Source organism: Pseudomonas sp. SORGH_AS_0211, assembly GCF_031453455.1.
In the GTDB taxonomy this organism is placed as follows: domain Bacteria; phylum Pseudomonadota; class Gammaproteobacteria; order Pseudomonadales; family Pseudomonadaceae; genus Chryseomonas; species Chryseomonas aestiva.
The window spans coordinates 3085001-3111951 of the sequence record NZ_JAVIZV010000001.1; the positions used below are offsets into that span (position 1 = coordinate 3085001).

General features: G+C 67.5%; 22 protein-coding genes. 11 read left to right on the top strand and 11 right to left on the bottom strand.

Features of this window, described 5'->3' with window-relative positions; all coding sequences use genetic code 11:
- Positions 1 to 112: 112 nt before the first annotated feature.
- On the bottom strand, positions 113 to 490 hold the full coding sequence (locus QE393_RS14325) for a hypothetical protein (RefSeq protein WP_017640656.1): 378 nt from the start codon (positions 488 to 490) through the stop codon (positions 113 to 115).
- 270 nt (positions 491 to 760) lie between these two features.
- Between QE393_RS14325 and QE393_RS14330 the strand changes: the two genes are divergently transcribed.
- From QE393_RS14330 to copD, 8 genes are all read left to right on the top strand, one after another.
- A complete protein-coding gene (locus QE393_RS14330) occupies positions 761 to 1558 on the top strand; it encodes a DUF5020 family protein (RefSeq protein ID WP_310044189.1) in 798 nt (265 codons plus the stop codon).
- Positions 1559 to 1627: 69 nt separating this feature from the next.
- Positions 1628 to 3004, top strand: a complete 1377-nt coding sequence (locus QE393_RS14335; protein WP_310044190.1) for a nucleobase:cation symporter-2 family protein — start codon at positions 1628 to 1630, stop codon at positions 3002 to 3004.
- A 70-nt stretch (positions 3005 to 3074) separates the two neighbouring features.
- Positions 3075 to 3731 (top strand): TetR/AcrR family transcriptional regulator, encoded by a 657-nt coding sequence (locus QE393_RS14340; RefSeq protein WP_310044191.1) that lies wholly within the window; start codon positions 3075 to 3077, stop codon positions 3729 to 3731.
- Complete coding sequence (locus QE393_RS14345) at positions 3728 to 4312, top strand: YigZ family protein (protein ID WP_310044193.1); 585 nt, start codon at positions 3728 to 3730, stop codon at positions 4310 to 4312. The genes QE393_RS14340 and QE393_RS14345 overlap by 4 nt, the downstream gene beginning before the upstream one ends.
- 195 nt (positions 4313 to 4507) lie before the next feature.
- Positions 4508 to 5719 (top strand): ammonium transporter, encoded by a 1212-nt coding sequence (locus QE393_RS14350; RefSeq protein WP_310045640.1) that lies wholly within the window; start codon positions 4508 to 4510, stop codon positions 5717 to 5719.
- Positions 5720 to 5930: 211 nt separating this feature from the next.
- Positions 5931 to 7721, top strand: a complete 1791-nt coding sequence (locus tag QE393_RS14355; RefSeq protein WP_273806416.1) for a SulP family inorganic anion transporter — start codon at positions 5931 to 5933, stop codon at positions 7719 to 7721.
- Positions 7722 to 7755: 34 nt separating this feature from the next.
- Positions 7756 to 8127, top strand: a complete 372-nt coding sequence (copC, locus tag QE393_RS14360) for a copper homeostasis periplasmic binding protein CopC (protein WP_310044195.1) — start codon at positions 7756 to 7758, stop codon at positions 8125 to 8127.
- 2 nt (positions 8128 to 8129) lie between these two features.
- Positions 8130 to 9026: a copper homeostasis membrane protein CopD gene (copD, locus tag QE393_RS14365; protein ID WP_310044197.1), complete on the top strand. Its 897-nt coding sequence runs from the start codon at positions 8130 to 8132 to the stop codon at positions 9024 to 9026.
- A gap of 34 nt (positions 9027 to 9060) precedes the next feature.
- Here the strand turns inward: copD and QE393_RS14370 are convergent, their stop codons facing one another.
- The 4 genes from QE393_RS14370 to QE393_RS14385 all read right to left on the bottom strand — a co-directional run bounded on the left by QE393_RS14370 (position 9061) and on the right by QE393_RS14385 (position 15831).
- The gene (locus tag QE393_RS14370) at positions 9061 to 9666 is read right to left on the bottom strand and encodes a hypothetical protein (protein ID WP_310044199.1); all 606 of its coding nucleotides are present in this window, start codon (positions 9664 to 9666) and stop codon (positions 9061 to 9063) included.
- A 169-nt stretch (positions 9667 to 9835) separates the two neighbouring features.
- Entirely contained in the window at positions 9836 to 10846 is a 1011-nt protein-coding gene (locus tag QE393_RS14375; RefSeq protein WP_133862513.1) for a class 1 fructose-bisphosphatase, read from the bottom strand.
- 164 nt (positions 10847 to 11010) lie between these two features.
- A complete protein-coding gene (gene glgX, locus QE393_RS14380; RefSeq protein WP_310044201.1) occupies positions 11011 to 13107 on the bottom strand; it encodes a glycogen debranching protein GlgX in 2097 nt (698 codons plus the stop codon).
- A gap of 282 nt (positions 13108 to 13389) precedes the next feature.
- Positions 13390 to 15831: a glycogen/starch/alpha-glucan phosphorylase gene (locus tag QE393_RS14385; protein ID WP_310044203.1), complete on the bottom strand. Its 2442-nt coding sequence runs from the start codon at positions 15829 to 15831 to the stop codon at positions 13390 to 13392.
- Between the two features lie 173 nt (positions 15832 to 16004).
- Here QE393_RS14385 and QE393_RS14390 point away from each other — a divergent pair, with 173 nt between their 5' ends.
- On the top strand, positions 16005 to 16751 hold the full coding sequence (locus QE393_RS14390; protein WP_273806422.1) for an SDR family oxidoreductase: 747 nt from the start codon (positions 16005 to 16007) through the stop codon (positions 16749 to 16751).
- Positions 16752 to 16754: 3 nt separating this feature from the next.
- Here QE393_RS14390 and QE393_RS14395 read toward each other — a convergent pair whose 3' ends face one another.
- From QE393_RS14395 to ptsP, 4 genes are all read right to left on the bottom strand, one after another.
- Entirely contained in the window at positions 16755 to 18110 is a 1356-nt protein-coding gene (locus tag QE393_RS14395) for a chloride channel protein (protein WP_310044205.1), read from the bottom strand.
- Positions 18111 to 18183: 73 nt separating this feature from the next.
- Positions 18184 to 19941, bottom strand: a complete 1758-nt coding sequence (locus QE393_RS14400; protein ID WP_310044208.1) for a PTS fructose-like transporter subunit IIB — start codon at positions 19939 to 19941, stop codon at positions 18184 to 18186.
- Positions 19938 to 20906, bottom strand: a complete 969-nt coding sequence (pfkB, locus tag QE393_RS14405) for a 1-phosphofructokinase (RefSeq protein ID WP_310044211.1) — start codon at positions 20904 to 20906, stop codon at positions 19938 to 19940. Before pfkB ends, QE393_RS14400 begins: the two co-directional genes overlap by 4 nt.
- Positions 20903 to 23785, bottom strand: coding sequence for a phosphoenolpyruvate--protein phosphotransferase (ptsP, locus tag QE393_RS14410; protein ID WP_310044214.1), 2883 nt, complete (start codon positions 23783 to 23785; stop codon positions 20903 to 20905). Before ptsP ends, pfkB begins: the two co-directional genes overlap by 4 nt.
- Before the next feature lie 281 nt (positions 23786 to 24066).
- Here ptsP and cra point away from each other — a divergent pair, with 281 nt between their 5' ends.
- Both cra and QE393_RS14420 read left to right on the top strand, forming a co-directional pair.
- Positions 24067 to 25059 carry a catabolite repressor/activator gene (gene cra, locus QE393_RS14415; RefSeq protein ID WP_310044217.1) on the top strand — a complete coding sequence of 331 codons (993 nt, stop codon included), beginning with the start codon at positions 24067 to 24069 and terminating at the stop codon, positions 25057 to 25059.
- Complete coding sequence (locus QE393_RS14420; RefSeq protein WP_310044219.1) at positions 25056 to 25853, top strand: TatD family hydrolase; 798 nt, start codon at positions 25056 to 25058, stop codon at positions 25851 to 25853. The genes cra and QE393_RS14420 overlap by 4 nt, the downstream gene beginning before the upstream one ends.
- On the opposite strand, the gene ampD is transcribed toward QE393_RS14420, so the two are convergent.
- Entirely contained in the window at positions 25850 to 26410 is a 561-nt protein-coding gene (gene ampD, locus QE393_RS14425; protein ID WP_310044222.1) for a 1,6-anhydro-N-acetylmuramyl-L-alanine amidase AmpD, read from the bottom strand. The two genes, QE393_RS14420 and ampD, sit on opposite strands and share 4 nt — an antisense overlap.
- Positions 26410 to 26886, bottom strand: coding sequence for an FAD/FMN-containing dehydrogenase (locus tag QE393_RS14430; protein ID WP_310044223.1), 477 nt, complete (start codon positions 26884 to 26886; stop codon positions 26410 to 26412). Before QE393_RS14430 ends, ampD begins: the two co-directional genes overlap by 1 nt.
- Positions 26887 to 26951 lie beyond the last annotated feature (65 nt).

The following is a 26951-nucleotide window of genomic DNA, read 5'->3' on the forward strand; positions in this document are numbered from 1 at the left end:
GCCCGACTCAGACCTAAGTGCTTGATTTTCAAGCCGCTTCAGCATCTGCGCCGGAAGTGGGGCGCATTATAGGGGAGTTTCAGAGCAGGTCAACAGCTTATTTCAAGAAACTTCAATAAAGCGGGATGGGCGCCAGGCGATAACCCGCTTCGGTCGCGATGATCCGGTACTGCTTGATCTCGCCAGGCGTCAGCAGAATGGACTGGGAGATGCTGCTCGCCATGGGTGCTGCGCAGCCACCCGGACCGGAAGAGGTAAGACTCACGGCGATTTCGCCAGGCGGCAGATTGAAGGAAGCACTCTGGCCTGCCATGAGGGTACCCGCCAGTCGCCCCTGAATCACCAGACCTATATCGCATCCTGATCCGGAATAGGCATCGCCCCGGGTGATCATGAGGATGCCCGGCTGCCCCGTCCCGCCCTGGGGGACCTGAGCCGAGGCGAAAGAGCTGCAGAGCAAGGCCGTCAGCACACCGATAAGCAACTTCATGACTATCTCCTGCGGGGTCGCCAAGCACCTTAGCACTGCGCAGCGCCCCGTGCGCTGTTTCGCAGCAGGGCCGCTGCAGGCGCCGCTTCAGGGCACGAAAACTGAGCAAGTGGTCAGGTTTGGTGCCGCGCCAAGCAGCTGAAAATTCCCAGAATCCTTATACAAAGCGTTGAAAAATAACTATTTTCTCTCGCCCGCCAAGGCTTGGCGTCGATCTTGCTGAGCACGGCGAACGCTGCACATAACGAGAAAGCACTTTCAGGAGCCTACATGCGCAAGACCCTAACTACCGCGCTGCTGACCACCAGCCTGCTCGCAGCCGGTGTAGCCAACGCCGCAGACAGTCCACTGCTGTGGCATGGCGAAAGCCTCACCTATCTATATGGCAAGGATTTCCGGGTCGATCCCCGTATCCAGCAGACCGTCACCTTCGAGCATGCCAGCAGCTGGACCTGGGGCGATCTCTTCCTCTTCGTCGACAGCATCTGGTTCAACGGCGCGACCAATGCCAGCGACGGCCACCAGGGCTTCTATGGCGAACTCAGCCCACGATTGTCCTTTGGCAAGCTGTCCGGCCGGGATCTTTCCTTTGGCCCGGTCACCGATGTGCTGCTCGCCACGACCCTGGAATACGACCAGAACGACGGCGAGGGCGCCAACCGTGACCAGCGCAACTACCTGGTCGGTCCGGGTTTCGACCTCAAGGTGCCGGGCTTCGACTACTTCCAGCTGAACCTCTATTACCGCAAGCCGGATGGCGGCAGTGCGCCTTCGGGTGCCTGGCAGCTCACGCCGGTATGGGCCTACACCCTGCCCCTGGGCAATTCGGATCTGCTCATCGATGGCTACATGGACTGGGTGATGAACAACAAGGGTAGCTACCACGCCAACCTGCACTTCAATCCACAGGTCAAGTACGACCTGGGCAAGGCCATGGGTTACGAGGCCAAGCACCTTTATGTGGGTACCGAGTACGACTACTGGTCGGACAAGTACGGCATCAAAGACAGCGAGGGATTCCGTACCGACCAGAGCGTTTTCAGCTTCCTGGTGAAGTATCAGTTCTAGTCAGGCCAGACCCACTTGCGGCGCTGTAGCCGCCTTTCCGGCCAGCCGCGCCGTTGCAAGGTAATCATCATGCCCAGTCCCGTCCGCGATGATCTGCTCTATGGCCTCGACGAACGTCCGGCCCCGCTCGCTGCCTTTTGCGCGGCCCTGCAGCACGTCCTGGCAAGCTTCGTGGGGATCGTGACTCCACCGCTGATCATTGCCGGGGCCCTGGGTCTGCACGAGCACCTGCCCTACCTGATCAGCATGGGGCTGATGGTGTCGGGCGTCGGCACCTTTCTGCAGGCTCGCGGTGCCGGTGGGCTGGGGGCGGGCATGATCTGCCTGCAGGGCACCAGCTTCTCCTTTCTGTCCGCGGTGCTGGCAGCCGGGATGCTGGTCAAGCAACGCGGCGGGACACCGGAGGACATCCTGGCGATGATCTTCGGCGTCTGCTTCTTTGGCGCCTTCGTCCAGATCGGCCTGAGTCGCTGCCTGGGCCTGTTGCGCCGGGTGATCACGCCACTGGTGACCGGCATCGTCATCACCCTGATCGGCATCAGCCTGATCAGGGTGGGCGTCACCGATCTCGGCGGGGGCGCCAAGGCCGCCAACTTCGGCGCACCGCTCAACCTGGCCCTCGGCAGCCTGGTCCTGGTGGTCATCATTGGCCTGAACCTGTCACGGCGACCCTGGTTGCGGCTGTCGGCGGTGATGATCGGATTGCTGGTGGGCTCCCTGGTCGCCTGGAGCTGTGGCCTGCTGAAACCCCAGGCGCTGCCGGATCTGCCCCTGATCAGCGTCCCCCTCCCCTTTCGTTTCGGTTTCGCCTTCGACTGGTCGGCCTTTTTGCCGGTCGCGCTGATCTATCTGATCAGCACCCTGGAGACCACCGGCGACCTGACCGCCAATTGCCTGATCTCGCGGCAACCCATCGAAGGCCCCGGCTATCTGCGGCGGTTGCGGGGCGGGGTCCTGGGTGACGGCGTCGCCTGCCTGCTCGCGGCCACCTTCAACACCTTTCCCAGCACCACCTTCGCGCAGAACAACGGGGTGATCCAGCTGACCGGCGTGGCCAGCCGCCATGTCGGCTACTGGATAGGCGCCATCCTGCTGGTGCTGGGCCTGTTCCCCATCCTGGGCGCCGTCCTGCAGCAGATTCCCAAGCCGGTGCTGGGCGGTGCGACCCTGGTGCTGTTCGGCAGTGTCGCTGCGGCTGGCATACGGTTGCTGGCGCAGTGCACGCTGGATCGTCGCAGTCTGCTGATCATCGCCACTTCCCTTGGCGTGGGCCTGGGTATCGCCAGCCAGCCGCCACTGCTGGATCAGTTGCCGCCACTGGTGAAGAGTCTCTTCGACACCGCGATCACCAGCGGCGGCATCACCGCCATCCTGCTCAACCTGCTGCTGCCCGAGGAGCGCAGCGCAGCGCTGACGGAATGCAGCTCGCCCGCGCCACACCCGTAAAAGAGCCCTTGTGTCCGGGACCGGGGGTACGCTATTGATGCCTGCCGCGCCTTTGGATCCTATAGTTGTCATGACACTTCTCGTACCCGCCCATCACGCCGGCCAGGACAAGCCGGCCGGACGCATCCGGCAGAAGAATGAGGAGTCGATCCTGAGCGCGGCAGAGGAAGAATTCGCTCGCCACGGCTTCAAGGGCACCAGCATGAACACCATCGCCCAGCGCGTCGGGTTGCCCAAGGCCAATCTCCACTACTATTTCAACAACAAGCTCGGCCTCTATATGGCCGTGCTGGGCAACATCCTCGAACTCTGGGACAGCACCTTCAATCACCTGACCGTGGATGATGATCCGGCCGAGGCCCTCAGCCGCTACATCCGCGCCAAGCTGGAATTCTCGCGGCGCCAGCCGCTGGCCTCGCGGATATTCGCCATGGAGATCATTGGCGGCGGTCACTGCCTGTACGAGTACTTCGATCAGGACTACCAGACCTGGTTTCGCAGCCGGGCAGCGGTGTTCGAGGCCTGGATCGCGGCCGGCAAGATGGATCCGGTGGATCCTGTCCACCTGATCTTCCTGCTGTGGAGCAGTACCCAGCACTATGCCGACTTCGCCAGCCAGATCTGCCAGGTGACGGGACGCAGCCGCCTGACCCGGCAGGATTTCGACGAAGCGGCGCGGACCCTGACCCATGTCATCCTCAAGGGGCTGGGTCTCCAGGCGCCATGACCTTCACCCTGATCCGGGATGCCGCCTTCGAGGAAGAGGTGCGCAAGAGTCGTTTCCTGGCCTTAGCCGCGCCCGTCGGCACCGTGGAGGCGGCCATGGCCTTCATCGAGCGCGTGAGCGTACCGACCGCGACCCACAACTGCTGGGCATGGAAACTTGGCAATCAATACCGCTTCAATGACGACGGCGAGCCCGGCGGTACCGCGGGCCGGCCCATCCTCGCCGCCATCGAGGGGCAGGATTGCGACCAGGTGGTGGTGGTGGTCATCCGCTGGTACGGCGGCATCAAGCTGGGTACCGGAGGCCTGGTGCGCGCCTATGGCGGTTGCGCTGCGCGCTGCCTGCAGCAGGCGGACAGGCAGCTGCTGGTGGTGCGGCAGGACTATGGCTTCACCTGTACCTATGCGGAGTGGCCGCTGATCAAGGCGCGCCTGGCCACCCTGGCGGTGGTGCTGCTCGAAGAGGACTACCAGGCGCTGGAGATCGCCCTGCGGATCGCCGTGGAACCGCAGCGTCGCGACGAGGTGGCGACCTTGCTGACCAATCTGAGCAGCGGTCGGATCGTTCTACGCTCGCTCTAGCGGCACGACCTTTGCTGTCTGGTGGTGCACGCCTCTCCGACTTGCACCGCCCTGGCGCATTCCTGCGCCCTACCTGGGTTGTGCCTTGTCTGGCGGCAAGACTGAACCTGCCAAGAGCTGCAGCCCGCCCCAAAAGCGCGCACCAAGCAGCCGACAGGCATGTTTTTGGTGCAACCCTTTCAGATGACTGCCCTGATGAACGAATTGCCTTCTGCCGTGGCGACCCTGGTCCACAGTGCCAATACCCTCTTTCTCCTGCTCGGCGCCGTGATGGTGCTAGCCATGCACGCCGGCTTCGCCTTTCTCGAAGCCGGCACCGTGCGGCACAAGAACCAGGTGAATGCCCTGTCCAAGATCCTCGCCGACTTCGCCATTTCCACCCTGGTGTACTTCTTCGTCGGCTACTGGATCGCCTACGGCGTGACCTTCTTCGCGCCCGCCCAGGCGCTGACCGCCGACAGCGGCTACGGACTGGTGAAGTTCTTCTTCCTGGCCACCTTCGCCGCGGCCATTCCGGCGATCATCTCCGGCGGCATCGCCGAGCGAGCGCGCTTCGTGCCGCAGCTCTGTGCCACCGCGCTGATCGTGGCCTTCGTCTATCCCTGTTTCGAAGGCCTGATGTGGAACAACAACCTGGGTCTGCAAGACCACTTCGAGGGCCTGTTCGGCGCGCGCTTCCACGACTTCGCCGGCTCCGTGGTGGTGCACGCCGTGGGCGGCTGGCTGGCGCTGGCCGCGGTGATGCTGCTGGGGCCGCGTCAGGGTCGCTATCGCGAAGGCCGGCTGGTGGCCTTTCCGCCATCGAACATTCCCTTCCTGGCGCTGGGCTCCTGGATCCTGATCGTCGGCTGGTTCGGCTTCAACGTGATGAGCGCCCAGAGCCTGGCGGATGTCAGCGGGCTGGTGGCGCTGAATTCGCTGATGGCCATGGTCGGCGGGACGGCGGCTGCCCTGCTGCTCGGGCGCAACGATCCCGGGTTCCTGCACAACGGCCCCCTGGCGGGACTGGTCGCCGTCTGCGCCGGCTCCGACCTGATGCATCCCATCGCCGCGCTGGCCACGGGCCTGGTGGCGGGCGCGCTGTTCGTCTGGGCCTTTACCGCGGTGCAGACGCGCTGGAAGCTGGACGATGTGCTGGGCGTCTGGCCATTGCATGGCCTCTGCGGCGCCTGGGGTGGCATCGCCTGCGGCCTGTTCGGCCAGACGGCGCTGGGTGGCCTGGGCGGGGTGAGCCTGCCGGCGCAGTTGGCCGGCACGGTCCTGGGTATCGCGATCGCCCTGCTCGGTGGACTGGCCGTCTACGGGCTGCTCAAGGCCGTGCTGGGCTTGCGGCTGAGTCAGGAAGAGGAATACCAGGGCGCCGATCTGTCGATCCATCGTATCGCCGCCAACAGCCATGATGGCTAGTTGCCCAGGTTACCCACAGGTAGCGTGTACAGTGATGTGGATAACCCGTGCATGAAGTCACGAGAACGCCACGGAGACCGGTCTGGCGGCGACTGGTGAAGAAATGAGCACGTCGCCGGTGTCGTGGTGGCAACCGTGGATGGCGGGCATCCGGTAGCCGGCCGGTAAGCGGAATCGGTAGAGTGGGCGATCCTTTTTCCAGGAGTGCCCCATGCCCGCCCTCTCGACCCTGCTGCCCTGGCTCCGCGAGGTGGACCGCACCACCCTGAAGGCGGATCTGGGTGCAGGTCTGCTGGGCGCGGTGCTGGCGCTACCCCAGGGCGTGGCCTTCGCCACCCTGGCCGGACTGCCTCCGCAATACGGCGTCTATGGCGCCGTGGTGCCCTGCATCGTCGCCGCCCTGGCGGGTTCCAGCCGCCATGTGGTGACCGGTCCGACCAACGCCAACTCCCTGGCCCTGCTGGCGGCGCTCTCGCCGCTGGCGCTGGCGGGCTCCGGCCCCTACATCGATCTGGCGCTGGCGGTAACCCTGCTGGTCGGTCTGCTGCAACTGACCGTGGGCGCCCTGCGCCTGGGCGCCGTGGCCAACTTCATCTCGCCTTCGGTGCTGCTCGGCTTCATGAGCGGTGCGGCCGTGCTGATCGGGCTCTATTCGCTCAAGGACCTGTTGGGGTTGTCACCGCCACTGGGTACCTCAGCCTTCGGCATCCTCGGCTATGTGCTTGCCCATCCGCTGGCGATCCACTGGCCCTCGCTGGTCATCGGTGTGGTGACCCTGCTCGCCACCCTGCTGCTGCGCCGGCTGCGCCCGCGCTGGCCGACCATGCTGCTGGGGCTGCTGGCCGGTTGCCTGAGCGCCTGGATCCTGGAGCGCGGCGTGCCGGGCGCGGCTCAGGGGATCGCCACGGTTGGACGGATCCCCTCGGCGCTGCCGCCCTTCCATCTGCCCGACGTCACCCTGCAGGATCTGGGCAATCTCTCCGGCATCGCCGTGGCCCTGACCCTGGTGGCGCTGGGACAGTCGCTGTCGATCGCCAAGGCGGTGGCCCAGCGCTCCGGGCAGCGGCTGGACGTCAATCGCGAATTCCGCGGCCAGGGGCTGGCCAATCTAGTCGGCGGCTGCTTTTCGGCCTATGTCTCCTGCGGCTCGCTGAATCGCTCCATGCCCAATTTCGAAGCCGGAGCGCGCACCCCGCTGGCCGCGGTGTTCGCCGCTTTGCTGGTGGTGGCCCTGGTCGCCTTCGGGGGTGCCCTGATCGCCGCCATTCCACTGGCGGCCATCGCCGCCACCCTCCTGCTGGTGGCGCGCGGCCTGCTGGACCTGGGTCGCTGGCGCGAGGTGCTGAGGGTCAGCCGCACCGAGGCCCTGGTGGCCGGGGTGACCTTCCTGGCGACCCTGACCATCCCCCTGGACCGCGCCGTGCTGCTGGGCACCCTGGTGTCCCTGGTGGCCTATCTCTATCGCACCTCGCACCCGGCGATCCGCCCGCTGGTGCCGGATCCCCGTACCCCCGAGCGCCGCTTCACCCCACTGGACGAACTGGGCCAGCCGGCGCAGGAGTGTCCGCAACTCAAGCTGGTACGGGTGGAAGGCTCGGTGTTCTTTGGCGCCGTACCCCATGTCGGCGACCAGCTGGATGGCTTTCGCAGTGCCCAGCCCGGTCAGAAGCATGCCCTGTTCATGACCAAGAGCATGAACTTCATCGACCTGGCGGGTAATGACCTGTGGCGCCGGGAATGGCGCGAGCGCCGGGCCCAGGGTGGCGATCTCTATTTCCATCGTCCCCGCACGCCAGTCCTGCAGCTGTTCGCCAAGACCGGCTTTCTCAAGGAGCTGGGCGACGGCCACGTCTTCTCGTCCAAGGATCAGGCCCTGCGCAGCATCTATCCGCGGCTGGATCCGGAGGTCTGCCGCACCTGCACCGCGCGCACCTTCGTCGAATGCGCGGCGCGCGCGGCGGAGCGGGCGCCAGGCGCGGACGCCACCCGGACGGACTGCTAAGCTGGCGGTTTCCTTCTGCCGCCGGAGATCCTTCATGACCGCTGCCCTGCGTCTCGCTCGCCGCCTCGCCCTGACCGCTCTGCTGCTGCCAGGCCTGGCCCTGGCCCACGGCCATCTCAAAAGCGCCGAGCCCGCGCCGGACAGCACCAGTGCGGCACCGAAACAACTGAGCCTGAGCTTTTCCGAAGGGGTCGAGGCGTCTCTCAGTCAGGTGCTGCTGCAACGTCTGGATGGCCAGGCCAGCACGGCGATCACTACCGGCAAGGCTGTTTCCGGGCGCGACGAGCGCACCCTGGACGTGCCGCTGGAAGCGCCGCTGGAACCGGGTCGCTACCAGGTGAAATGGCAGGTGCTGGCCAAGGACGGGCACAAGACCCAGGGCGATTATCGCTTCATCGTGCAGTAAGGATGGACGGCGGACTGGCGACGCCCGATGCCTGGCGCCCCCTTGCCCGTGCCCTCCTGCTGCTGCCGCTGCTGCTGACCTGGGGTTATCTGGCGCTGGCACTCTGGCTGGGCCGACCCGCATTGCGTCTCTGGCTGCTGGAGCGGGCACGACCCGCTGCCCGCCTGCTGGGCACGCTGCTGCTGCTCGGGGTGCTGAGCCTGTTGCCGCTACAGGCAGCAATGGTAGGAAATGGCTGGGCGGACGCCTTCAACCTGCCGCTGTGGCAGCTGTATCTGGCCACCGAGGCCGGCCATGGCTGGCGCTGGCAACTGCCCCTGGGTCTGCTGCTGGCGCTGTGGCTGCTGGTAGGCTCCGGGATTCACGGCAGTCGGTGGCTATGGGGGTTCAGCGGCCTGCTGCTGGCCAGTCTGGCCCTGGGTGGCCATGCCGCCGCGACGGCGGGCGGGCTGGGCCTGGCGCACCAGCTGAATCAGGCCCTGCATCTGCTCACGACGGGGCTCTGGCTGGGCAGTCTGCCCGGGGTGCTGCTGTGCCTGGGGCAGCCACCCTCGGACTTGAAATATGACGTCCAGCACTTGCTGCGCGGTTATTCGCTACCCGGGCAGATCTGCGTGGCGCTGGCCCTGCTCAGCGGCGTGTTCAACAGCCTGCTGATCCTCGGGCCGGACGGCCTGCTGCGGCCGACGCCCTACTCCGCTCTGCTGCTGGCCAAGGTACTGGTGGTGGCGACGATGGTCGTCCTGGCGCTGACCAATCGTTATCTGCTGGTCCCGCGACTGGGCCAGGGAACTCGGGCATGGCAGCTGCTGCGCCAGGCCACGGCCGTGGAGATCGCCCTGGGGGTGGTCGCCGTCGCGCTGGTGGCGGCCTTCTCAGGTCTGGATCCCTTCAGCTGAAAGCCGAGGCGCCCGCTGCCGCCCCGGCCCTGCCTCAGAAGTAGACGTTCATGCCCAGGTAGATTTCCTTGCTGCTGTCGAGCTGGCTCGAACCGAGCTTGGCGCCGTCCTGATCGATATCGGGCTTGGCGTTACTGCGCAGGTAGCGATAGCCGGCTTCCAGGGAGGTGCGCTCGTTGACCTGCTGCAGGATGCCGGCCTGGACCCCGGCCACATAGCCGAGGTCGCTGTCGTGGCTGAAACTGGAACCATCCTGGGTGACCCGGGCGACGCCCAGGGTCCCGCCACCGAACAGCTTGGTATTGCTGCCCAGGGGATAGAAGGCATCGTAGCTGCCGGTCAGGTCCTGCTGCTTGAGCTTCAGGCCAGCGCTGCTGCCGCTGGCCTGGTCGAGGGTGGCGTAGTAGCGACCGGTGTCGTTCTGCCGACCGAGGCGCAGGCCCCAGGCGTTGCCGCCGTCGATGACGCCGTCGGTATCAGGACTGTTCAGGTTGCGGTCGAGGGCGTGGCTGTTGCTGAAGTTGTCGAAACTCTTGCCATAGGTGAGGCCGGCGAAGTTCTGGGCATCGGCGGCAAAGACCTGATGACTGGCCAGGGCCAGCAGGCCAAAGAGGACGACACGGGATTTCAGGGCGTTCATGGTGAAAAGATCCTCACGCGATTCGGATACAGCCCGACCGGCTGCGGGGCCATCTTCGGCGGAGGCGGATTAGCGGCGGATTAAGGGGACTGAATCGGAGCTGAACGCTGAGCCACGACGCAAGAAGTGAACCGGACCGCCCGTTGCAGGCGGCCCGGCGTGAAGGCGATCAACGCTGACGGTGGTACTCGGTCACGCGTTGCACTTCTTCCTTGGAGCCCAGGAACACCGCGACCCGCTGGTGCAGGCCGTCGGGCTGGACGTCGAGGATGCGCTGGTGGCCGTTGGTGGCAGCGCCACCGGCCTGCTCCACCAGCAGGGCCATGGGATTGGCCTCGTACATCAGGCGCAGCTTGCCGGGCTTTTCCGGCTCGCGGGCGTCGCGCGGGTACATGAAGAGACCGCCGCGGGTAAGGATGCGATGGACATCGGCCACCATGGAGGCGATCCAGCGCATGTTGTAGTTCTTGCCCAGGGGACCTTCCTTGCCGGCCAGCAGCTCGTCCACGTAGCGCTTGACCGGGGCTTCCCAGTGGCGCTGGTTGGACATGTTGATGGCGAATTCGGCGGTGGTCTCGGGGATGGTGATGTCTTCGTGGGTCAGCACGAAGCTGCCCAGTTCGCGATCCAGGGTGAAGCCCTTGACGCCGTCGCCCAGGGTCAGCACCAGCATGGTCTGGGGACCGTAGATGGCGTAGCCGGCAGCGACCTGCTCGGTGCCCTTCTGCATGAAGGCTTCTTCGGTCACGTCACCGGTGGTGCTGCTGACGAAGTCCTTGCGCAGGATGGAGAAGATGGTGCCGACGGAGACGTTGACGTCGATGTTGGACGAGCCGTCCAGGGGATCGAACATCAGCAGGTAGGCGCCCTTGGGGTAGTGACCGGGGATCTGGTGGACCTGGTCCATTTCCTCGGAGGCCATGCCGGCCAGGGTACCGCCCCACTCGTTGGCTTCCAGCAGGATCTCGTTGGACAGCACGTCCAGCTTCTTCTGCACCTCGCCCTGGACGTTCTCGGTGCCCATGCTGCCGAGCACGCCACCCAGCGCCCCCTTGGACACCTCGTAGCTGATGCGCTTGCACGCCCGGGCCACGACTTCGATGAGGAAGCGCAGGTCGGCCGGGGTCTTGTGGCTGCGGGTCTGCTCGATGAGGTAACGACTGAGGGATATCCGGGACATCGCGGTGCTCCTTGTAATGATGGGCGCGAGTGTAGCGCCAAAGCTCAAGCTCCGTCTCAAGCAGAGCGGACCGTCAGGCCAGGTCTGCCAGCCAGTGCCGATTCCGGGCCTGATCGCCAGGGCGACGAGGCGCCGGGCACCGGCGGCCGACAGGGAACGCGCGCCTAGCGCGCGTTCGGGGTCTCCACGGCCAGCAGTACGCCTCGGCCAACACGGAGATTTTCGGCGCTGGGATAGACTGCCGAGGCGGGTTCCAGTTCAGGCTGACGGCTGTCCAGCTGTATCACCCAGTGATGTCCGTCACGTGACGAGGGCAGTCGCAGGTCGATTTCCTCCCGGCGCGGCTGGAAGGCCAGCCAGATCCGCGTGGCCTGGGGCTGGTCGTCGCCATCGAGGGGCTCCAGGGTAAGGGCGAGCGGCAGGCTGCCGCCGGCTTGCCAGCGGCTGTCGTCCATTGGCGCGCCGTCGGCATCGAGCCATTCGATCCTGACCCAGCCGCGGGAATCGGGTCGTCCGAGCAGTCGCCGTGCCTGCAGGGCCGGCAATTCCTGGCGCAAGGCCATGAGGCGGCCAACGAAGGCGCTCTGCCGTTGCCCGGCGGGGCTGGCGGCCTGCTGCCAGTCCAGCCAGGACAGTTCGTTGTCCTGTACATAGGCGTTGTTGTTGCCCTGCTGGGTGCGGCCGAATTCATCGCCGGCAGTCAGCATGGGTTCACCCCCGGCCAGGATCAGGGTCGCCAGCAGGGCGCGCTGGTCGGCGGCGCGGGCCTCCTGGATGGCCGGATCGTCGCTCGGGCCTTCCTCGCCGTTGTTCCAGCTCTTGTTGTCGGTGGTGCCGTCGCGATTGCCTTCGCCATTGGCCTCGTTATGCTTTTCGGCGTAGCTGACCAGGTCGGCCAAGGTGAAGCCGTCGTGGGCGGTGACAAAGTTGACGCTGGTGCGCAAGGAGCGATCGCCCGCGCCGAAGAGATCGGCGCTACCGGCCAGGCGGGTGGCCAGGGCGCCACGCAGCACTTCGTCACCGCGCCAGAAGCGGCGGACGTCGTCGCGGAAAGCGTCGTTCCATTCCTGCCAGGGCGCGCGGAAGGCGCCGACCTGATGACCGCCGGGACCGATGTCCCAGGGCTCGGCCACCAGCCGCACCTGGCGCAGGACCGGATCCTGGGCCAAGGCCTGGAGCAGCGGTGCGTCGCGATCGAAGCCGCTTTCCAGGCGACCCAGCGCCGGCGCCAGGTCGAAGCGGAAGCCGTCGACGCCGGCGGCGGTGACCCAGTGGCGGAGGCCGTCCAGGGTCAGGCGCAACGCCGGCGGGCTGTAGAGCGCCAGGCAGTTGCCGCAGCCCATGTCGTTGATATAGCGCGCCGGATCGTCCGGCTGAAGCCGGTAGTAGCCGGCGTTGTCCAGGCCGCGCAGATTGAAGGTGGGGCCGAGTTCGTCGCCTTCGCCGGTGTGGTTGAAGACCACGTCGAGCAGCACCTCGAAGCCGGCCGCCTGCAGGGTGGCCACCGTCTCGCGCAATTCGGCGAGAGCCTCGCCCCCCGCCAGGCGCGGATCGACCGCAGCCATCACCACCGGGTTGTAGCCCCAGTAGTTGGCCAGCCCCAGGGCGGGCAGATGGCGATCGTCGGCCCAGGCGGCGATGGGCAGCAACTCCAGGGTGGTGACGCCAAGGCGCTGCCAGTGCTCGATCAGCGCCGGATGGCGCAGCGCCGCCAGGGTTCCGCGCTGGCGGGCGGGCACCTCTGGATGCAGCTGGGTCTGGCCGCGTACGTGCAATTCGTAGATCAGTCCGGCGTCGCGGCGCTTGGGCGCTGGCGTCAGGCTATCGACCGGCGGCAGGACGATGGCCTTGGGGACATGGGCACCGCTGTCACGCGCGTCCGGACGATTGGGATCATCGGGGTGGAAACCGTAGGTGCTGGGATGCAGCTGAAAGGGCCGGTCCACCGCCAGGGCCCAGGGGTCCACCAGCAGTTTGTTGGCGTTGAATCTGAGGCCGTCCTGGGGACGGTAGGCACCCTGAGCGCGCAAACCGTATTTCAGACCCGCTTTGGCACCGGCCAGGAAACCATGCCAGACGCCGCCCTCGTGTTCGCGAAAGGCCAGGCGCTGCGTCTCGGCGTCGCCCTTGGCGTCATAGAGGCAGAGTTCGACCGCTTCGGCGGCCGGCGACCAGACGGCGAAGTTGATCCCGCCGTCGACGAGGGTGGCACCGTAATGGGCGGGATTGCCCGCTTCGAGGCGGGTAGAGGTGCGGGGCATGGGGACTCCGGTGACAGGCGTGCGGGGCGGATGCTGCAAGGATGTAGACGTCGTGGAAGGCGGGGGTTCTCAACCGAGGGGCCAGGTGATCGCGGCCATGGGCCGCTCCTACAGGCCTCCGTAGGTTGAGTTGAGCGTAGCGAAGCCCAACAAATCCTGACTGAGCGCCGGCTCTGTTGTGGCCTTTATCGCGGCCATGGGCCGCTCCTACGGGCAAGGCGGGATCCTGTAGGAGCGGCCGCATCGGCGGACCGCCATGGCCGCGGTAGACCCCCTAACGACCTACAGCGCCCTCCAGATCTCCGTGGCGTATTCGCGGATGGTACGGTCGGAGGAGAACCAGCCCATGCTGGAGGTGTTGATCACCGCCGATTGCCACCATTTGTCCGGCTGCTGCCAGCGCATTTCCACCTGGCGCTGGGCGTCCCAGTAGGCGTCGAAGTCGGCGCAGACCAGGAAGCGGTCGTGCCAGGTGAGCACGTCGAGCAGGCTGTTGTAGCGAGCCGGATCCTCGGGCGAGAACTGGCCGCCGCGCAATCCGGCGAGTACCTGGGCCAGGCGTGGCGAATTCTCGATGATGTCCGAGGAGATGCCGCCGCTGCGCTGGCGCTCCTCCACCTCGGCCGCCTTGAGGCCGAAGATGAACATGTGCTCCTCACCGATCAGCTCGCACATTTCCACGTTGGCGCCGTCCAGGGTGCCGATGGTGAGGGCGCCATTGAGGCCGAACTTCATGTTGCTGGTGCCCGAGGCCTCCATGCCGGCGGTGGAGATCTGCTCGGACAGGTCCGCCGCCGGAATGATGACCTCGGCCAGGCTGACATTGTAGTTGGGCAGGAAGACCACCTTGAGCAGGTCGCGGGTCAGGGGATCGTTGTTGACCACTCTGGCCACGTCGTTGGCCAGCTTGATGATCAGCTTGGCCTGGTGATAGCTGGCGGCGGCCTTGCCGGCGAAGATCTTGACCCGCGGCGTCCAGTCGCAGTTGGGGTTGTCGCGGATGGCCTGGTACAGCGCGATGGTCTGCAGCAGATTCATCAGCTGCCGCTTGTACTCGTGGATGCGCTTGATCTGGACGTCGAACAGCGCGGCGGGGTCGAGGTCGATCTCCATCCGCTGCTTCACCAGGCCGGTGAAGGTGTCCTTGTTGCGCTGGCGCTGCAGGGCGAAGCGCTCGCGGAAGTTGGCATCGTTGGCATAGGGCTTGAGCTGCGGCAGGGTCTTTTCCGGATCGTGCAGCACGCCCTGCCCCAGGGTATCCACCAGCAGGTCGGTGAGCGCCGGATTGGCCTGGTGCAGCCAGCGGCGGAAGGTGATGCCGTTGGTCTTGTTGTTGATGCGATCCGGATAGAGGCGGTGCAGCGAGCGGAAGACCGTCTTGCGCATCAGGTCGGTGTGCAGTCCCGACACGCCATTGGTGCTGTGCGAGCCGAGGAAGGCCAGGTTGCCCATGCGCACCCGGCGACCCTGGCTTTCGTCGATCAGGGAGACATAGGAGATCATGGCGCCATCGGTCTCGCCGCGGGCGCGCAGGGAGTCGAGGAACTGCGCATTGATCAGGTAGATGATCTGCATGTGCCGCGGCAGCAGACGCTCCATCAGCTGCACCGGCCAGGTCTCCAGGGCCTCGGGCAGCAGGGTGTGGTTGGTGTAGCTGAGGGTGCCGACGGTGGTGTTCCAGGCCGCGTCCCAGGGAATGCCGTGGACGTCCACCAGCAGCCGCATCAACTCGGCCACGGCGATCGCCGGGTGGGTGTCGTTGAGCTGGATGGACACGTGCTCGGGCAGGCTGAGCAGGTCGTTGTGCTGCTTGAGATGGCGGCGGGTCAGGTCGGCCAGGGAGGCGGCGACGAAGAAGTACTCCTGGCGCAGGCGCAGTTCCTGGCCGGCTTCGCTGCTGTCGGCTGGATAGAGCACCCGCGAGATGCTCTCGGCGCGGGCCTCGTTGGCCACGGCGCCGACATGGTCGCCGGCATTGAAGGTTTCCAGGTGGAGGATCTCCAGCGGTCGGGCGCGCCAGAGTCTCAGGGTGTTAGCGCCCTCTCCGCCCCAGCCGATCACCGGGGTGTCGTAGGCCACCGCGCGAATGCGTTCGCCGGGCGTCCACACCTGGCGGCGCGGATCGCCTTCGCCATAGGGGGCGACGTGACCGCCGAAGCCGATCTCGTACACCACCTCGGCGCGCTCGAATTCCCAGGGGTTGCCGAAATCCAGCCAGTTCTCCGGCTGCTCCAGCTGGAAGCCGTCGGCGATCACCTGGCGGAACAGCCCGTGCTCGTAGCGGATGCCGTAGCCATGGCTGGCGATGCCCAGGGTGGCCATGCTTTCCATGAAGCAGGCGGCCAGCCGGCCGAGACCGCCGTTGCCCAGGGCGGCGTCCGGTTCCAGGCCGCGGATGCGCTCCAGGTCGACGCCGAGGTCGGCCAGGGCGCGGCGGGTCTCTTCGAGGATGCCGAGGTTGGATAGGCTGTCGATCAGCAAGCGACCGATGAGGAATTCCAGGGAGAGGTAGTAGACCCGCTTCTGGCCGGTGCGATAGGCATCGCGGGTGCGACTCATCCAGCGGTCGACGATGTAGTCCCGGGCGGCCAGGGCGGTGGCCTGGAACCAGTCATGGTCGAGGGCGTTGTCGGGATCCTTGCCGACGGCGTAGGTGAGCTTGGAGAGGATGTTGGTACGGAGCGCGGAAACTTCGTTGGGCGAGATGAAGCGGGGTCTCGTCATCAGGATTGACCTCTGCAAGCGCTTAGGAATCAGATCGCGAAGTGGCCGCGGATAATGCGGCGCGTGCCGTTCGCCTTACTTTTAGGCGAAACGACGAGGACGTCCAAGCTTTATTTCGACACATCAGACGGTTAGCCGTCCCCCTCCCCTCTCTCTAGCCCGAGGTTTTCATCATGCGCAAGACCCTGCTCATCACCGGCGCGAGCCGTGGCATCGGCCGCGCCACAGCCCTCGGCGCCGCCCGCCGCGGCTGGAACGTCGCCTTCAACTATCGCCAGGACGAGGCCGCGGCCCGGGCCACCCTGGCCGAGATCGAGGGCCTGGGCGCGGAAGGCCTGGCGCTGCGCGGCGACGTGGCCGACGAGGCCCAGGTACTGGCGCTGTTCGAGCGCACGGTGGCGCGCTTCGGCGGGCTGGACGGCTTCGTCAACAATGCCGGGATCGTCGACCAATCCCAGCCGTTGGTGGACATGAGCGCCGAGCGCCTGCGACGGATGTTCGAGGTAAACGTCTATGGCGCCTTTCTCTGCGCACGCGAAGCGGCCCGCCACCTGTCCCGCGAACGGGGTGGTCGCGGTGGCGCCATCGTCAATGTCTCTTCCATCGCCGCCCGCCTGGGCTCGCCCAACGAATACGTGGACTACGCCGCCAGCAAGGCGGCGCTGGACACCCTGACCCTGGGCCTGGCCAAGGAGCTGGGCCCGCATGGGGTGCGGGTCAATGCGGTGCGGCCGGGCGTGACCTTCACCGACATCCACGCCAGCGGCGGCCAGCCGGGGCGTGCCGAGCGCCTGGGGGTGAGCACCCCGCTGGGGCGTGCGGGCGAGGCCGAGGAGATCGCTGCCGGCATCCTCTGGCTGCTGTCGGACGAAGCCTCCTACACCACCGGCGCGCTGCTGGACATCGGTGGCGGGCGCTAGGGCCTAGTCACGGCGGGGCGTGAGGGCGTTGAGTACCTGCTGCGACAGCGCATGGTAGAGGGGCACCGGCATCAGCCAGCCGGAGACGGCGGCGGCCAGCAGACAGGCCGCCAGCACCGGCAGCGCCATGTCCGGGCTGTGGGCCAGCTCCAGGGTGATGACGGTGGCGGTCAGCGGGGTACGGGTGACGCCGGCGAGGTAGGCGGCCAGCCCCAGCAGGGCGCACTGGGCTAGACTGATGCCCGGCAGCCAGTCGACCAGCCAGGGGCCCAGGGCCGCCCCCACCGCCAGCGAGGGCGAGAACAGGCCACCCGGCACCCCGGCCAGGTAGGAAACGACGTTGGCGAGGAATTTCCACAGCAGGAAATCGCCCCCGGTCACCGGCTCGCCGGCCAGGATGGCATGGGTCTCGGCATAGCCGGTGCCGAACACGTGCTGGCCAGAAAGCAACCCCAGCGCCGCCAGCACCAGTCCACAACCGGCGGCGAAAGCTACCGGACGCCGCCCGCGCAGGGCGTTCAGGCGACCCAGCCAGCCCCGGTCGGTGGGCAGCACCAGGCGGCCGTAGCAACCGCCCAGCAGTCCGCCGATGACGCCGATCACCGCCACGCCGATCCAGCCCAGCCCCCAGGTCAGGTGCAGATCGAGGGCGCCGAGATAGCTGTAGGGGCCGACGATGCCCAGGGTGACGATGCCGCCGAGCAGCACGGCGGTCAGCACCAGGCCGCTGAAGCGCTGCTCGAAGGTGTGAGTCAGTTCCTCGATGGCGAAGACCACCCCGCCCAGGGGCGTGTTGAAGGCAGCGGCGATCCCGGCGGCGCCCCCGGCCAGGATGAGTCCGGACAGGGTGCGGCGACCATGCAGGCCGAGGCGCTTGCCGAAGCCGTAGAGCAGGGCCGCACCGACATGCACGGTAGGCCCTTCCCGACCCACCGAGCCGCCTACCAGCAAGGCACCGGCAGTGAGCAGCAGCTTGGCCAGGGCGATGGGGGGCGCCAGCAGCCGGGCACGTAGATCCGCTTCAGGCCGTTCGAGGGTGGCGATGACCTGAGGGATGCCGCTGCCACGGGCATCGCGCAACACGCCTTGCGTCAACCAGACCAGTCCGGCGAAGCCGAGCGGCGTCACCAGCCAGGGCCAGAAGGCGCTGTGGTGCAACAGTTGCTGAAAGAGACCAAAGGAGGCGTCGGCCAGCCAGGCGAAGGCCAGACCGGCCAGGCCCACCAGCACCGCGCCGACCCAGAAGGCGATGCGCTGGCGCCACTGGCGCAACCGGCGACGTCGGCGATGGCGCAGCAGATGCAGCCGACGCCGGGCGGCGACTTCGGGATCGGTATCGGGAAAGACGGGATCGGACATGGAGACGAGGACACCAGGAGGCAGGGGCCTCCCAGTGTAACCTCTTGTTACAGCGCTGTTCCCAGGGCCTTGATCAGGCAGCGGGGATCAGTTCGGTGGCGGCTTCGTTGCGCTTGAGCACCGCGTAGATGACCCCGGTCACCAGACTGCCGGCGGCGATGGCCGCCAGGTACAGCCAGGCATGGCTGATGGCGTTGGGGATCAGCAGCACGAAGAGACCGCCGTGGGGCGCCATCAACTTGCAGTTGAACAGCATCACCAGGGCGCCGGTCAGGGCACCGCCGATGACGCTGGCCGGGATCACCCGCAGCGGATCCTTGGCGGCGAAGGGAATCGCTCCCTCGGAGATGAAGCACAGCCCCAGCACCGAGGCCGCCTTGCCGGCCTCGCGCTCGCTCTGGGCGAACTTGTGACGGGCCAGCAGCGTGGCGATGCCCATGCCGATGGGCGGCACCATGCCGGCCGCCATGGTGGCGGCCATCGGCCCGTAGGTCTTGGACGCCAGCAGGCCGACGGTGAAGGCATAGGCCGCCTTGTTGATCGGGCCGCCGAAGTCGATGCACATCATGGCGCCGAGGATCAGGCCGAGCAGCACGGCATTGCTGGTGCCGAGGTTGTTGAGGAAGCCGGTGAGCCGACTCAGGGCGCCGGCCACCGGGGTGCCGACCAGGTAGATCATCACCAGGCCGACGATGAGGCTGGCGAACAGCGGGATGATCAGGATCGGCTTGAGCGCCTCGACGCTGGCCGGCAGCTTGACGTGCTGGGCGATGGCCTTGGCCACGTAGCCGGCCAGGAAACCGGCGATGATGCCGCCGATGAAGCCGCTGCCCAGGCTGGCCGCCAGCCAGCCGCCGATCATGCCGGGCGCCAGGCCCGGACGGTCGGCGATGGAATAGGCGATGTAGCCGGCCAGCACCGGGACCATCAGCTTGAAGGCCGATTCACCGCCGATCTGCATCAGCGCCGCGGCCAGGGTGCCCTGCTCCTTGAAGGCCTCGATGCCGAAGACGAAGGACAGGGCGATCAGCAGACCGCCCGCCACCACCATCGGCAGCATGTAGGACACCCCGGTGAGCAGGTGCTTGTAGACGCCTGCACCTTCCTTCTTGGCGGGTTTGGCGCCCTCGCCCGCGGCGGGTGCGGCGCTGCCGGCCAGGGTCTCGCCCTCGGCCAGGGCCTTCTTGAGGGTCGCCTCGGGTTGCTTGAGCGCGACCCCGGTGCCGCAGCGATAGACGCGCTTGCCGGCGAAGCGCTCGACATTGACCTCGATGTCGGTGGCCAGCAGCACCACGTCGGCATCGCGAATGGCCTCGGCCGGCAGCGGATTGCGCGCCCCTACCGAACCCTGGGTTTCCAGGTGCAGGCGATAGCCGAGCTTCTTGGCCGCGTTCTGCAGCGCCTCGGCGGCCATGAAGGTGTGGGCGACGCCGGTGGGGCAGGCGGTGATGGCGACCAGGCGTGGCGTCTCGCTGGCACTGGCGGGCGCGCTCGGCGCAGCGCCGGTGGTGGCCGGGGCCTGTTCCAGGACCTTGGCTTCGCTGGCGGCGCGCTGCAGGAAGGCATCGACATCACGCAAGGCTTCGGCCGGGGCGGCGCGGTAGACGCGCTTGCCGACGAAGCGGGACAGGTCGACCGCCCCGGTGTGGACCACCACCACCAGTTCGGCGCGCGCCACCTGGTCGTCGGTCAGCAGGGTGGCCTCGGGGCCGTCGTGGATCTCGACGCTGGTGGTCCAGCCGCGACGCTGGGCGGCGGCGTCCAGCAGGCGCGCACTGAGCACGCTGGTGACCATGCCGGTCGGGCAGGTCGTGACGATGGCGATGTTCATGGGTTTACCCCTGATTCTTGTTCTAGCGGAAAGTCGGGAAGGACGCGGACTCGCACCTGGTCTTCGAGGGTGGCGAGTTCCGCGGAATCGTTGATGCCGAAGCCGATCTGGGTGACCGCCAGGGCGGCGATGGCCGTGGCCGTGGTCAGGGTGCGTTCCGGCGTCTGACCGGTGAGCAGGCCGTGCAGCATGCCGGCCAGCAGGGAATCCCCCGCCCCGACGGTACTGGCCACGGTGACCTTGGGCGGCTGCGCCTCCAGGGTCTGCTGACCGTACCAGCGCACGCCGTCGGCGCCCTGGGAGATCACCAGGTGCTCAATGCCGAGGGCGCGCAGTTGCTCGACCAGCAGCGCCTGCTCGGTGACGGTCTCGGCGGGTGCACCGCAGGCCTCGGCCAGTTCTTCGGTATTGGGCTTGATCAGCCAGGGGCCGGCGGCCAGGGCGGCGCGCAGGGCGGCGCCACTGGTGTCCAGGGCCACCGGCAGGCCCAGCGACTTGAGCCGACCGACCAGCGCGGCCAGCCACTCGGGCGTCACCCCACGCGGCAGGCTGCCGGCGACCACCACGGCGTCGTGGCCAGGGGCCAGGCGATCCAGGGTCTCCAGCAATTCCTGCTGGGCGGCAGCGGACACCTCCGGGCCAGGCCCGTTGATGTCGGTGATGCGCCCAGCGGCCTCGGCCAGCTTTAGATTGCTGCGGGTCTCGCCGGCGACCCGGACGAAGGCATCGGTGAAGCCGCGGCGGGCGAACAGGGCCTCGAAGGCGGCGGCGTTGTCGGCACCGAGAAAACCGCTCACCGTCAGTTCATGGCCGAGATCGGCCAGCACCTGGGCGACGTTGATGCCCTTGCCAGCGGCATGGACGATCACCGCCTCGCTGCGATTCACCGCGCCGGGCTTGAGCTCCGGCAACTGGACGGTGAGGTCCAGCGCCGGATTGAGGGTCAGGGTGAGGATGCGGCTCATTGCAGGGCCTCCACGCTCTGCCGCACTTCCGCGGCCGTGGCCAGTTCCAGGGCGCGGGCGGCGCAGGACTGCACCAGGCGCAGCTCCAGTTCGCGGACCCGGGCCTTGACCAGCGGCACGCTGCGGGCCGAGACCGACAGCTCGTCCACACCCAGGCCGACCAGGATCGGCACCGCCAGCGGGTCGGCCGCCAGCTCGCCGCAGACACCGACCCACTTGCCGTGGGCATGGGCGGCGCGCACCGTCATGTCGATCAGGCGCAGCACGCTGGGATGCAGGCCATCGGCCTCGCCGGACAGCAGCGGGTGGCCGCGGTCGATGGCCAGGGTGTATTGCGTCAGGTCATTGGTACCGACGCTGAAGAAGTCCACTTCCGGAGCCAGCACCGGCGCCAGCAGCGCGGCCGAGGGCACCTCGATCATGATGCCGACCTGCAGGTCGGTCGTGGGGATCTCCTGGCGCAGGCGGTCGAGGATGTCACGCGCCTGGCGCCACTCCTCGACCCGCCCGATCATGGGGAACATGATCCGCAGCGGACGGCCATCGGCGGCCTTGAGCAGGGCACGCAGCTGGGTCTCCAGCAGTTCCGGACGGCGCAGGGTCAGGCGGATGCCACGGATGCCCAGGAAGGGGTTCTCTTCCGGCGGCAGCGGCAGATAGGGCAGCGGCTTGTCGCCACCGACGTCCAGGGTGCGCACCACCAGCGGCTTGCCGGCCAGGCCATCGAGGGCGCGGCGGTATTCCGCTTCCTGGGCGGCTTCGTCGGGTGCGCTGTCATGGCTCATGAACACTAGTTCGGTCCGCAGCAGGCCGACGGCTTCGGCACCCTGCTCCACCGCGGCGGCGGCCTGGGCGGTGTCGCCCAGGTTCACGGCTATCTCGACGTGGTGGCCGTCACGGGTGGAGGCACTTTCGAAACGGCGCGCTTCGGCGGCGCGGCGGCGCTCGGCCTGGACCTCGCGCTCACGCTGCACGGCCTCGATACGGCTGGCACCCGGGGCGATTTCCAGGGTGCCCTTGTCGCCATCCAGCAGCAGCACGCTGCGCGGCGCCAGGTCCAGTACGCGGCGACCGGCGCCGACGATGGCCGGAATGCCCAGGGCGCGGGCGACGATGGCGCTGTGGGAGCTGGCGCCGCCGCGGGCGGTGAGGATGCCGCACACGCGCTCGCGATCCAGCCGGGCCACATCGCCCGGGCCGACTTCATCCATCACCAGCACATAGGGTTCTTCGGGCTCGCGTGCCGATTCGACGCCACACAGCTGGGCCAGTACCCGCCGACCGACGTCGCGCAGGTCGGCGGCGCGCTCGGCGAGGAGTTTGTCCTGCAGGGCTTCCTGCTGGCTGGCTGCTTCCTCGATCTGCGCCTCCCAGGCGGCCGCGGCGCTGGCGTTGGCCTTGAGGCGGGCGGCGATGCCCTGCTGCAGGTCGGGGTCTTCCAGCATCTCCAGGTGGGTCAGGAAGATCTCGCGCAGGGCGCTGGCTTCGCTGCGCGCAATCAGCGCCTCGATGTCGGCGCGCACCGCGGCCAGGGCCGCATCCAGGCGCTGGCGTTCGGCGGCGGCGCCTGCGCCGGTGGCGGGGTAGTCGAAGTGCTGGGGTGCCACCACATGGGCCGGGCCCACGGCCAGACCGGGGGCGGCGGCCACGGCCTGGGCGCGATCGCCCGGGGCCAGTGGCAGTTGTTCGGAAGGGTCCACCAGGCTGATGGCGGTGACCCGGGCAGCCCCGGCCGGGGCCGGGGTGCTGGCGGTGACCGGTTCCACCTCTTCACCGAGTCCGGCCTGGACGGCGCCGATCAGATCGTTCAGCGCGGCCTCGGCCGGGGTGCCGGGCTCGACGAGGAATTCCAGGGTCTGGCCGCGACGGGCACCCAGCGCCAGCAGCCGCGACAGGCTCTTGGCCGAGACCGGGGCGCCGTTGTCGACGCGCACGCGGATCTCGCCGTCATAGGCCTTGGCCAGCCGCGCCAGCTCCTTGGCCGGACGGGCGTGCAAGCCATGGGCATTGGCCAGCACCACCTGGGCACTGGGCCAGTCGGGAGCGACTTCGCCACCCAGGGCTTCGAGCACGGCGCGGCGGGAGGTGGCCTGGGCCAGCTCCTGGCCACGGCCGGCGACGAGCAGATCGCAGAGACGTTCGAGCAGGGCACGATGGCCCTCGCCCAGGCTGGCCAGGCAGAACAGGCCGCGCACCGGCTGGTCCTGCACCTGCAGGGTCTGCAGCGGGGTGACGAAGGCCAGGCCGGGGCGTTTCACCGCGGTCTCGCTGTTCAGCCACCAGAGGCCGTCGCCCAGGGGCAGCGGCTGGCTGGCCTGCAGGGCACCGGCAAAACCGGCCCCCACGCATTCCATGTGCTTGAGCATGCGCGCACCCTGCCAGGCCAGGTCTTCCAGGTCCTCGGCATCGATGGCCAGTTGCACCAGTTCTTCGTCCAGCGCCAGCGCCTGGGGCGCGCCTTGCAGCAGGTCGAGGATCTGCTGGGGTTCGCGGGCCTCGCGCAGGGCCTGCTGCAGGTCGCTTTCACCCAGGGCCCGGGTGAGCAGCTGCAGGATGCGCAGGTGTTCGTCGGATTTGGCGGCGATGGCGATGGCCAGGTAGGTCAGCTGACCATCACCCCAGTCCACCCCCTGCGGAAATTGCATCATCCGCACGCCGGTAACGAACACCTGGTCGCGGGTCTGAGGCGTACCATGGGGAATGGCGATACCCTGGCCGAGGTAGGTGGAGCCCTGGGCCTCGCGGGCCTTGAGCCCTTCGAGATAACCCGGGGCGACCAGACCGTCGGTCACCAGGGACTCGGCGAGCATGGCCAGGGCGGTCGCCTTGTCCGGCGCCTGCTGGGCCATGCGGATATGCTGGGCATTGAGTTCGAACATGGAAGGATACCTCCGGCGCCGCGCGCCTGATCCTGGCGCCGTGCCTTTCTTGTAATAGATGCTTGCCGGCTCGCTCAGCCCTGCAATCGCGTCGGGAGAGGCGTGGCAGGGCCCTTGGCAGATTCGTGCCAGCCCTCGGACAACAGAAAGCTGAAACGTTTCACCCAATGGGACTGGAACGTTACTCGATAATCGCCGATCCTTGAAGCACAACACACAATAAAGACCGTCTCGCCAGCGCCGTACAGCGCCAGGCCATTCAGGTCCCATGAGGAACAGGCGTGAAACTCAGCGACATCGCCCAATTAGCCGGCGTATCCCTCACCACCGCCAGCTACGTCATCAACGGCAAGGCGGCGCAAAGACGCATCAGCGCGGCGACCGTGGCGCGGGTCATGGCCGTGGTCGAAGCCCACGGCTACCAGCCCGACCAGCGCGCCGCCGGCCTGCGCCGTGGTGCCACCCACACCCTGGGCTTCCTGCTGCCCGACCTGGAGAATCCCAGCTACGCGCGCCTGGCCAAGCAGCTGGAACGCCGGGCACGGGCGCGTGGCTATCAGCTGCTGATCGCCTGCACCGACGACAATCCCGACAGCGAACGCCAGCTCATCGCGCTGTTTCGTGCCCGCCGCTGCGACGGCCTGTTCACCGCCAGCAGCCTGGCCGAGGACGACGCGCCCTACCGCCAGCTGCAGGAACACAACATCCCGATCATCGCCATCGATCGCCAGCTCGATCCGGCGCAATTCTGCTCGGTGGTCAGCGACGACCACACCGCCGGCCGGCAACTGGCGGCCACGCTGCTGACACCGAACACCCACAGCATCGCGCTGATCGGCGCCCGTCCCGACCTGGCCATCAGCCGCGCCCGCGCCGCCGGCTTCGCCGCGGCCCTCGCCGACCACCCGGCGCGCCACTGGGAGCGGCATGCGCCCCACTACAGCCGGGAAGGCGGTCGCGCCCGGGCGCTGGCCATGATCGAAGAACTCGGCCACTGGCCCGAGGCGCTGCTGACCACCTCCTACGTCCTGCTGCAGGGCGTGCTGGACGTGCTGCGCGATCATCCGCTGGCCGCAGGCGACACCCTGCGCCTGGCCACCTTTGGCGACACCCAGTTGCTCGACTACCTGCCGTTCAAGGTCAACGCCATCTCCCAGCAGCACGAGGTCATCACCGAGCGCGCCCTGGAGCTGATGCTGGACGCCCTGGAAAACGACCACTACCTGCCCGGTGTGCAGGCCATCCCGCGGGTGCTCAAACGCCGCCTGTCATGAGCCTGCTGATCGATACCCACAACCATCTGGACTACCCGGACTTCGACGCTGCGCGACCGGGCCTGCTGGCCGAATGCGCGCGACTCGGGGTGATCCGCCAGGTGCTGATCGGCGTCGAGCGCAGCCAGTGGCCGCAACTCTGGCGGGTCGCCACGGACAACGCCGGCCTCCATGCGGCGCCCGGCCTGCACCCGCTGTACCTGCAGCGCCATCAGGAAGCCGATATCGAGGCGCTTCGGGCCTTCTGCCTGGAACGCCGGAGCGATCCCCGCCTCTGCGCCCTGGGCGAGATCGGTCTGGACTATTTCATCGAGACGCCGGACAAGACGCGCCAGGCCTGGTTCTTCGAACAGCAGGTGCGCCTGGCCATGGAGCTGGACTTGCCGGTGCTGCTGCACGTGCGCCGCGCCCATGCCGATGTGGTCAGGATCCTGAAGCGTCTCAAGCCCCCCCGAGCCGGCATCGCCCACGCCTTTTCCGGCAGCTATGAAGAAGCTCGCGAATACCTGCGCCTGGGCTTCAAGATCGGCCTGGGCGGCGCACCCACCTGGCCGCAGGCGAAAAGACTGCAGCGGGTACTGCCACAGTTGCCGCTGGAGGGCATCGTGCTGGAGACCGATGCTCCCGACATGCCACCCGCCATGCATCCGGACGTGCGCAACAGCCCCACCCATCTGCCGGCCATCTGCGCCGCCCTGGCGCCGCTGTGGCAGGTTTCGGCCGAGACGCTGGCGGCGACCACTACGCGCAATGCCTGCGCGGTGTTTGGCTGGGACGCGGACGCGCTGGCCTAATCCTCGCCAGGCTGCAACTCGGCTGCCAGGCGCTGCCAGTCGAACGCCGGCCCCGGATCGGTCTTGCGCCCCGGGGCGATGTCGCTGTGACCCCGGATGCGCTCGGCGCTGATCGCCGGATAGGCGCGCTGCAGCGCCCGCGTCAGCCGCCCCAGGGCACGATACTGGGCGTCGGTGTAGGCCAGGTCGTCGGTGCCTTCCAGTTCAATGCCCAGGGAGAAATCGTTGCAGTTCTCGCGCCCGTCGAAGAAGGAGACGCCGGCATGCCAGGCGCGCTGCTCGCAGGAGACGAACTGGGTCACCGCCCCGTCGCGCTCGATGAGAAAGTGCGCCGCCACCCTCAGTTCGGCGATCTCCGCGAAGAAGGGATGGGCCGAATGATCCAGGCAATTCTGGAAGAACGCCTGGACGCAGCCGGTGCCGAATTGCCCGGGCGGCAGGCTGATGTTGTGGATCACCAGCAGGGACACCTCGGTCCCTGCCGGGCGCTCGTTGTGGTTGGGCGAAGGACAGCGTCGCGCCTCGCGATACCAGCCCTCGACGAACGCCCGATCCATCAGCGGGCCTTGGCCTTGAGCGCGTCGCGCAGCGCCGTGGCGTCGCTGAATTCGCGCTGGCTGACGAAGCGGCCATGGTCGAGGGTCACCCAGAGCACCTGGTCGGCCGCGCCCGGAAAGCGCGGCACGATCCGCGATTCGCGATCGAGCAGGATCCGGTAGCCATACTTGCGCATGGCCGGTACGGCGAACATCCGGGTGATGGCCGCCGGCATGCTGCTGATGTCGGCGATGTAGGCCACCCGGCTGCCATCGATATAGTTCGCCGGTTGCTCGCGCATGGCTTCCTTGACCAGGCCGGAGCCGCTCATGCTGCGCGCCACCAGCAGGACCTGCAGCTGGTCGTCGAAGGTATAGGGCTGGTCACGCTGATCGAGCAGGGTGAAGGGCGCCACCCGTTCGCCGGGTTCGAGTGCCAGGGCGCTCAGGGGCAGCAGCAGACACGACAGCAACAACGCCAGAATTCCAGCGCGCATGGCATTCTCTCTTGAACGGTCTATCGAGGCCGCTATCCTGCCCTACCGCTCGAATTGGCACCACC

Excerpts from the sequence above, each read along its gene's own strand:
- QE393_RS14325 (WP_017640656.1), bottom strand. The coding sequence starts at position 490 with ATGAAGTTGCTTATCGGTGTGCTGACGGCCTTGCTCTGCAGCTCTTTC.
- QE393_RS14330 (WP_310044189.1), top strand. The coding sequence starts at position 761 with ATGCGCAAGACCCTAACTACCGCGCTGCTGACCACCAGCCTGCTCGCA.
- QE393_RS14335 (WP_310044190.1), top strand. The coding sequence starts at position 1,628 with ATGCCCAGTCCCGTCCGCGATGATCTGCTCTATGGCCTCGACGAACGT.
- QE393_RS14340 (WP_310044191.1), top strand. The coding sequence starts at position 3,075 with ATGACACTTCTCGTACCCGCCCATCACGCCGGCCAGGACAAGCCGGCC.
- QE393_RS14345 (WP_310044193.1), top strand. The coding sequence starts at position 3,728 with ATGACCTTCACCCTGATCCGGGATGCCGCCTTCGAGGAAGAGGTGCGC.
- QE393_RS14350 (WP_310045640.1), top strand. The coding sequence starts at position 4,508 with ATGAACGAATTGCCTTCTGCCGTGGCGACCCTGGTCCACAGTGCCAAT.
- QE393_RS14355 (WP_273806416.1), top strand. The coding sequence starts at position 5,931 with ATGCCCGCCCTCTCGACCCTGCTGCCCTGGCTCCGCGAGGTGGACCGC.
- copC (WP_310044195.1), top strand. The coding sequence starts at position 7,756 with ATGACCGCTGCCCTGCGTCTCGCTCGCCGCCTCGCCCTGACCGCTCTG.
- copD (WP_310044197.1), top strand. The coding sequence starts at position 8,130 with ATGGACGGCGGACTGGCGACGCCCGATGCCTGGCGCCCCCTTGCCCGT.
- QE393_RS14370 (WP_310044199.1), bottom strand. The coding sequence starts at position 9,666 with ATGAACGCCCTGAAATCCCGTGTCGTCCTCTTTGGCCTGCTGGCCCTG.
- QE393_RS14375 (WP_133862513.1), bottom strand. The coding sequence starts at position 10,846 with ATGTCCCGGATATCCCTCAGTCGTTACCTCATCGAGCAGACCCGCAGC.
- glgX (WP_310044201.1), bottom strand. The coding sequence starts at position 13,107 with ATGCCCCGCACCTCTACCCGCCTCGAAGCGGGCAATCCCGCCCATTAC.
- QE393_RS14385 (WP_310044203.1), bottom strand. The coding sequence starts at position 15,831 with ATGACGAGACCCCGCTTCATCTCGCCCAACGAAGTTTCCGCGCTCCGT.
- QE393_RS14390 (WP_273806422.1), top strand. The coding sequence starts at position 16,005 with ATGCGCAAGACCCTGCTCATCACCGGCGCGAGCCGTGGCATCGGCCGC.
- QE393_RS14395 (WP_310044205.1), bottom strand. The coding sequence starts at position 18,110 with ATGTCCGATCCCGTCTTTCCCGATACCGATCCCGAAGTCGCCGCCCGG.
- QE393_RS14400 (WP_310044208.1), bottom strand. The coding sequence starts at position 19,941 with ATGAACATCGCCATCGTCACGACCTGCCCGACCGGCATGGTCACCAGC.
- pfkB (WP_310044211.1), bottom strand. The coding sequence starts at position 20,906 with ATGAGCCGCATCCTCACCCTGACCCTCAATCCGGCGCTGGACCTCACC.
- ptsP (WP_310044214.1), bottom strand. The coding sequence starts at position 23,785 with ATGTTCGAACTCAATGCCCAGCATATCCGCATGGCCCAGCAGGCGCCG.
- QE393_RS14420 (WP_310044219.1), top strand. The coding sequence starts at position 25,056 with ATGAGCCTGCTGATCGATACCCACAACCATCTGGACTACCCGGACTTC.
- ampD (WP_310044222.1), bottom strand. The coding sequence starts at position 26,410 with ATGGATCGGGCGTTCGTCGAGGGCTGGTATCGCGAGGCGCGACGCTGT.
- QE393_RS14430 (WP_310044223.1), bottom strand. The coding sequence starts at position 26,886 with ATGCGCGCTGGAATTCTGGCGTTGTTGCTGTCGTGTCTGCTGCTGCCC.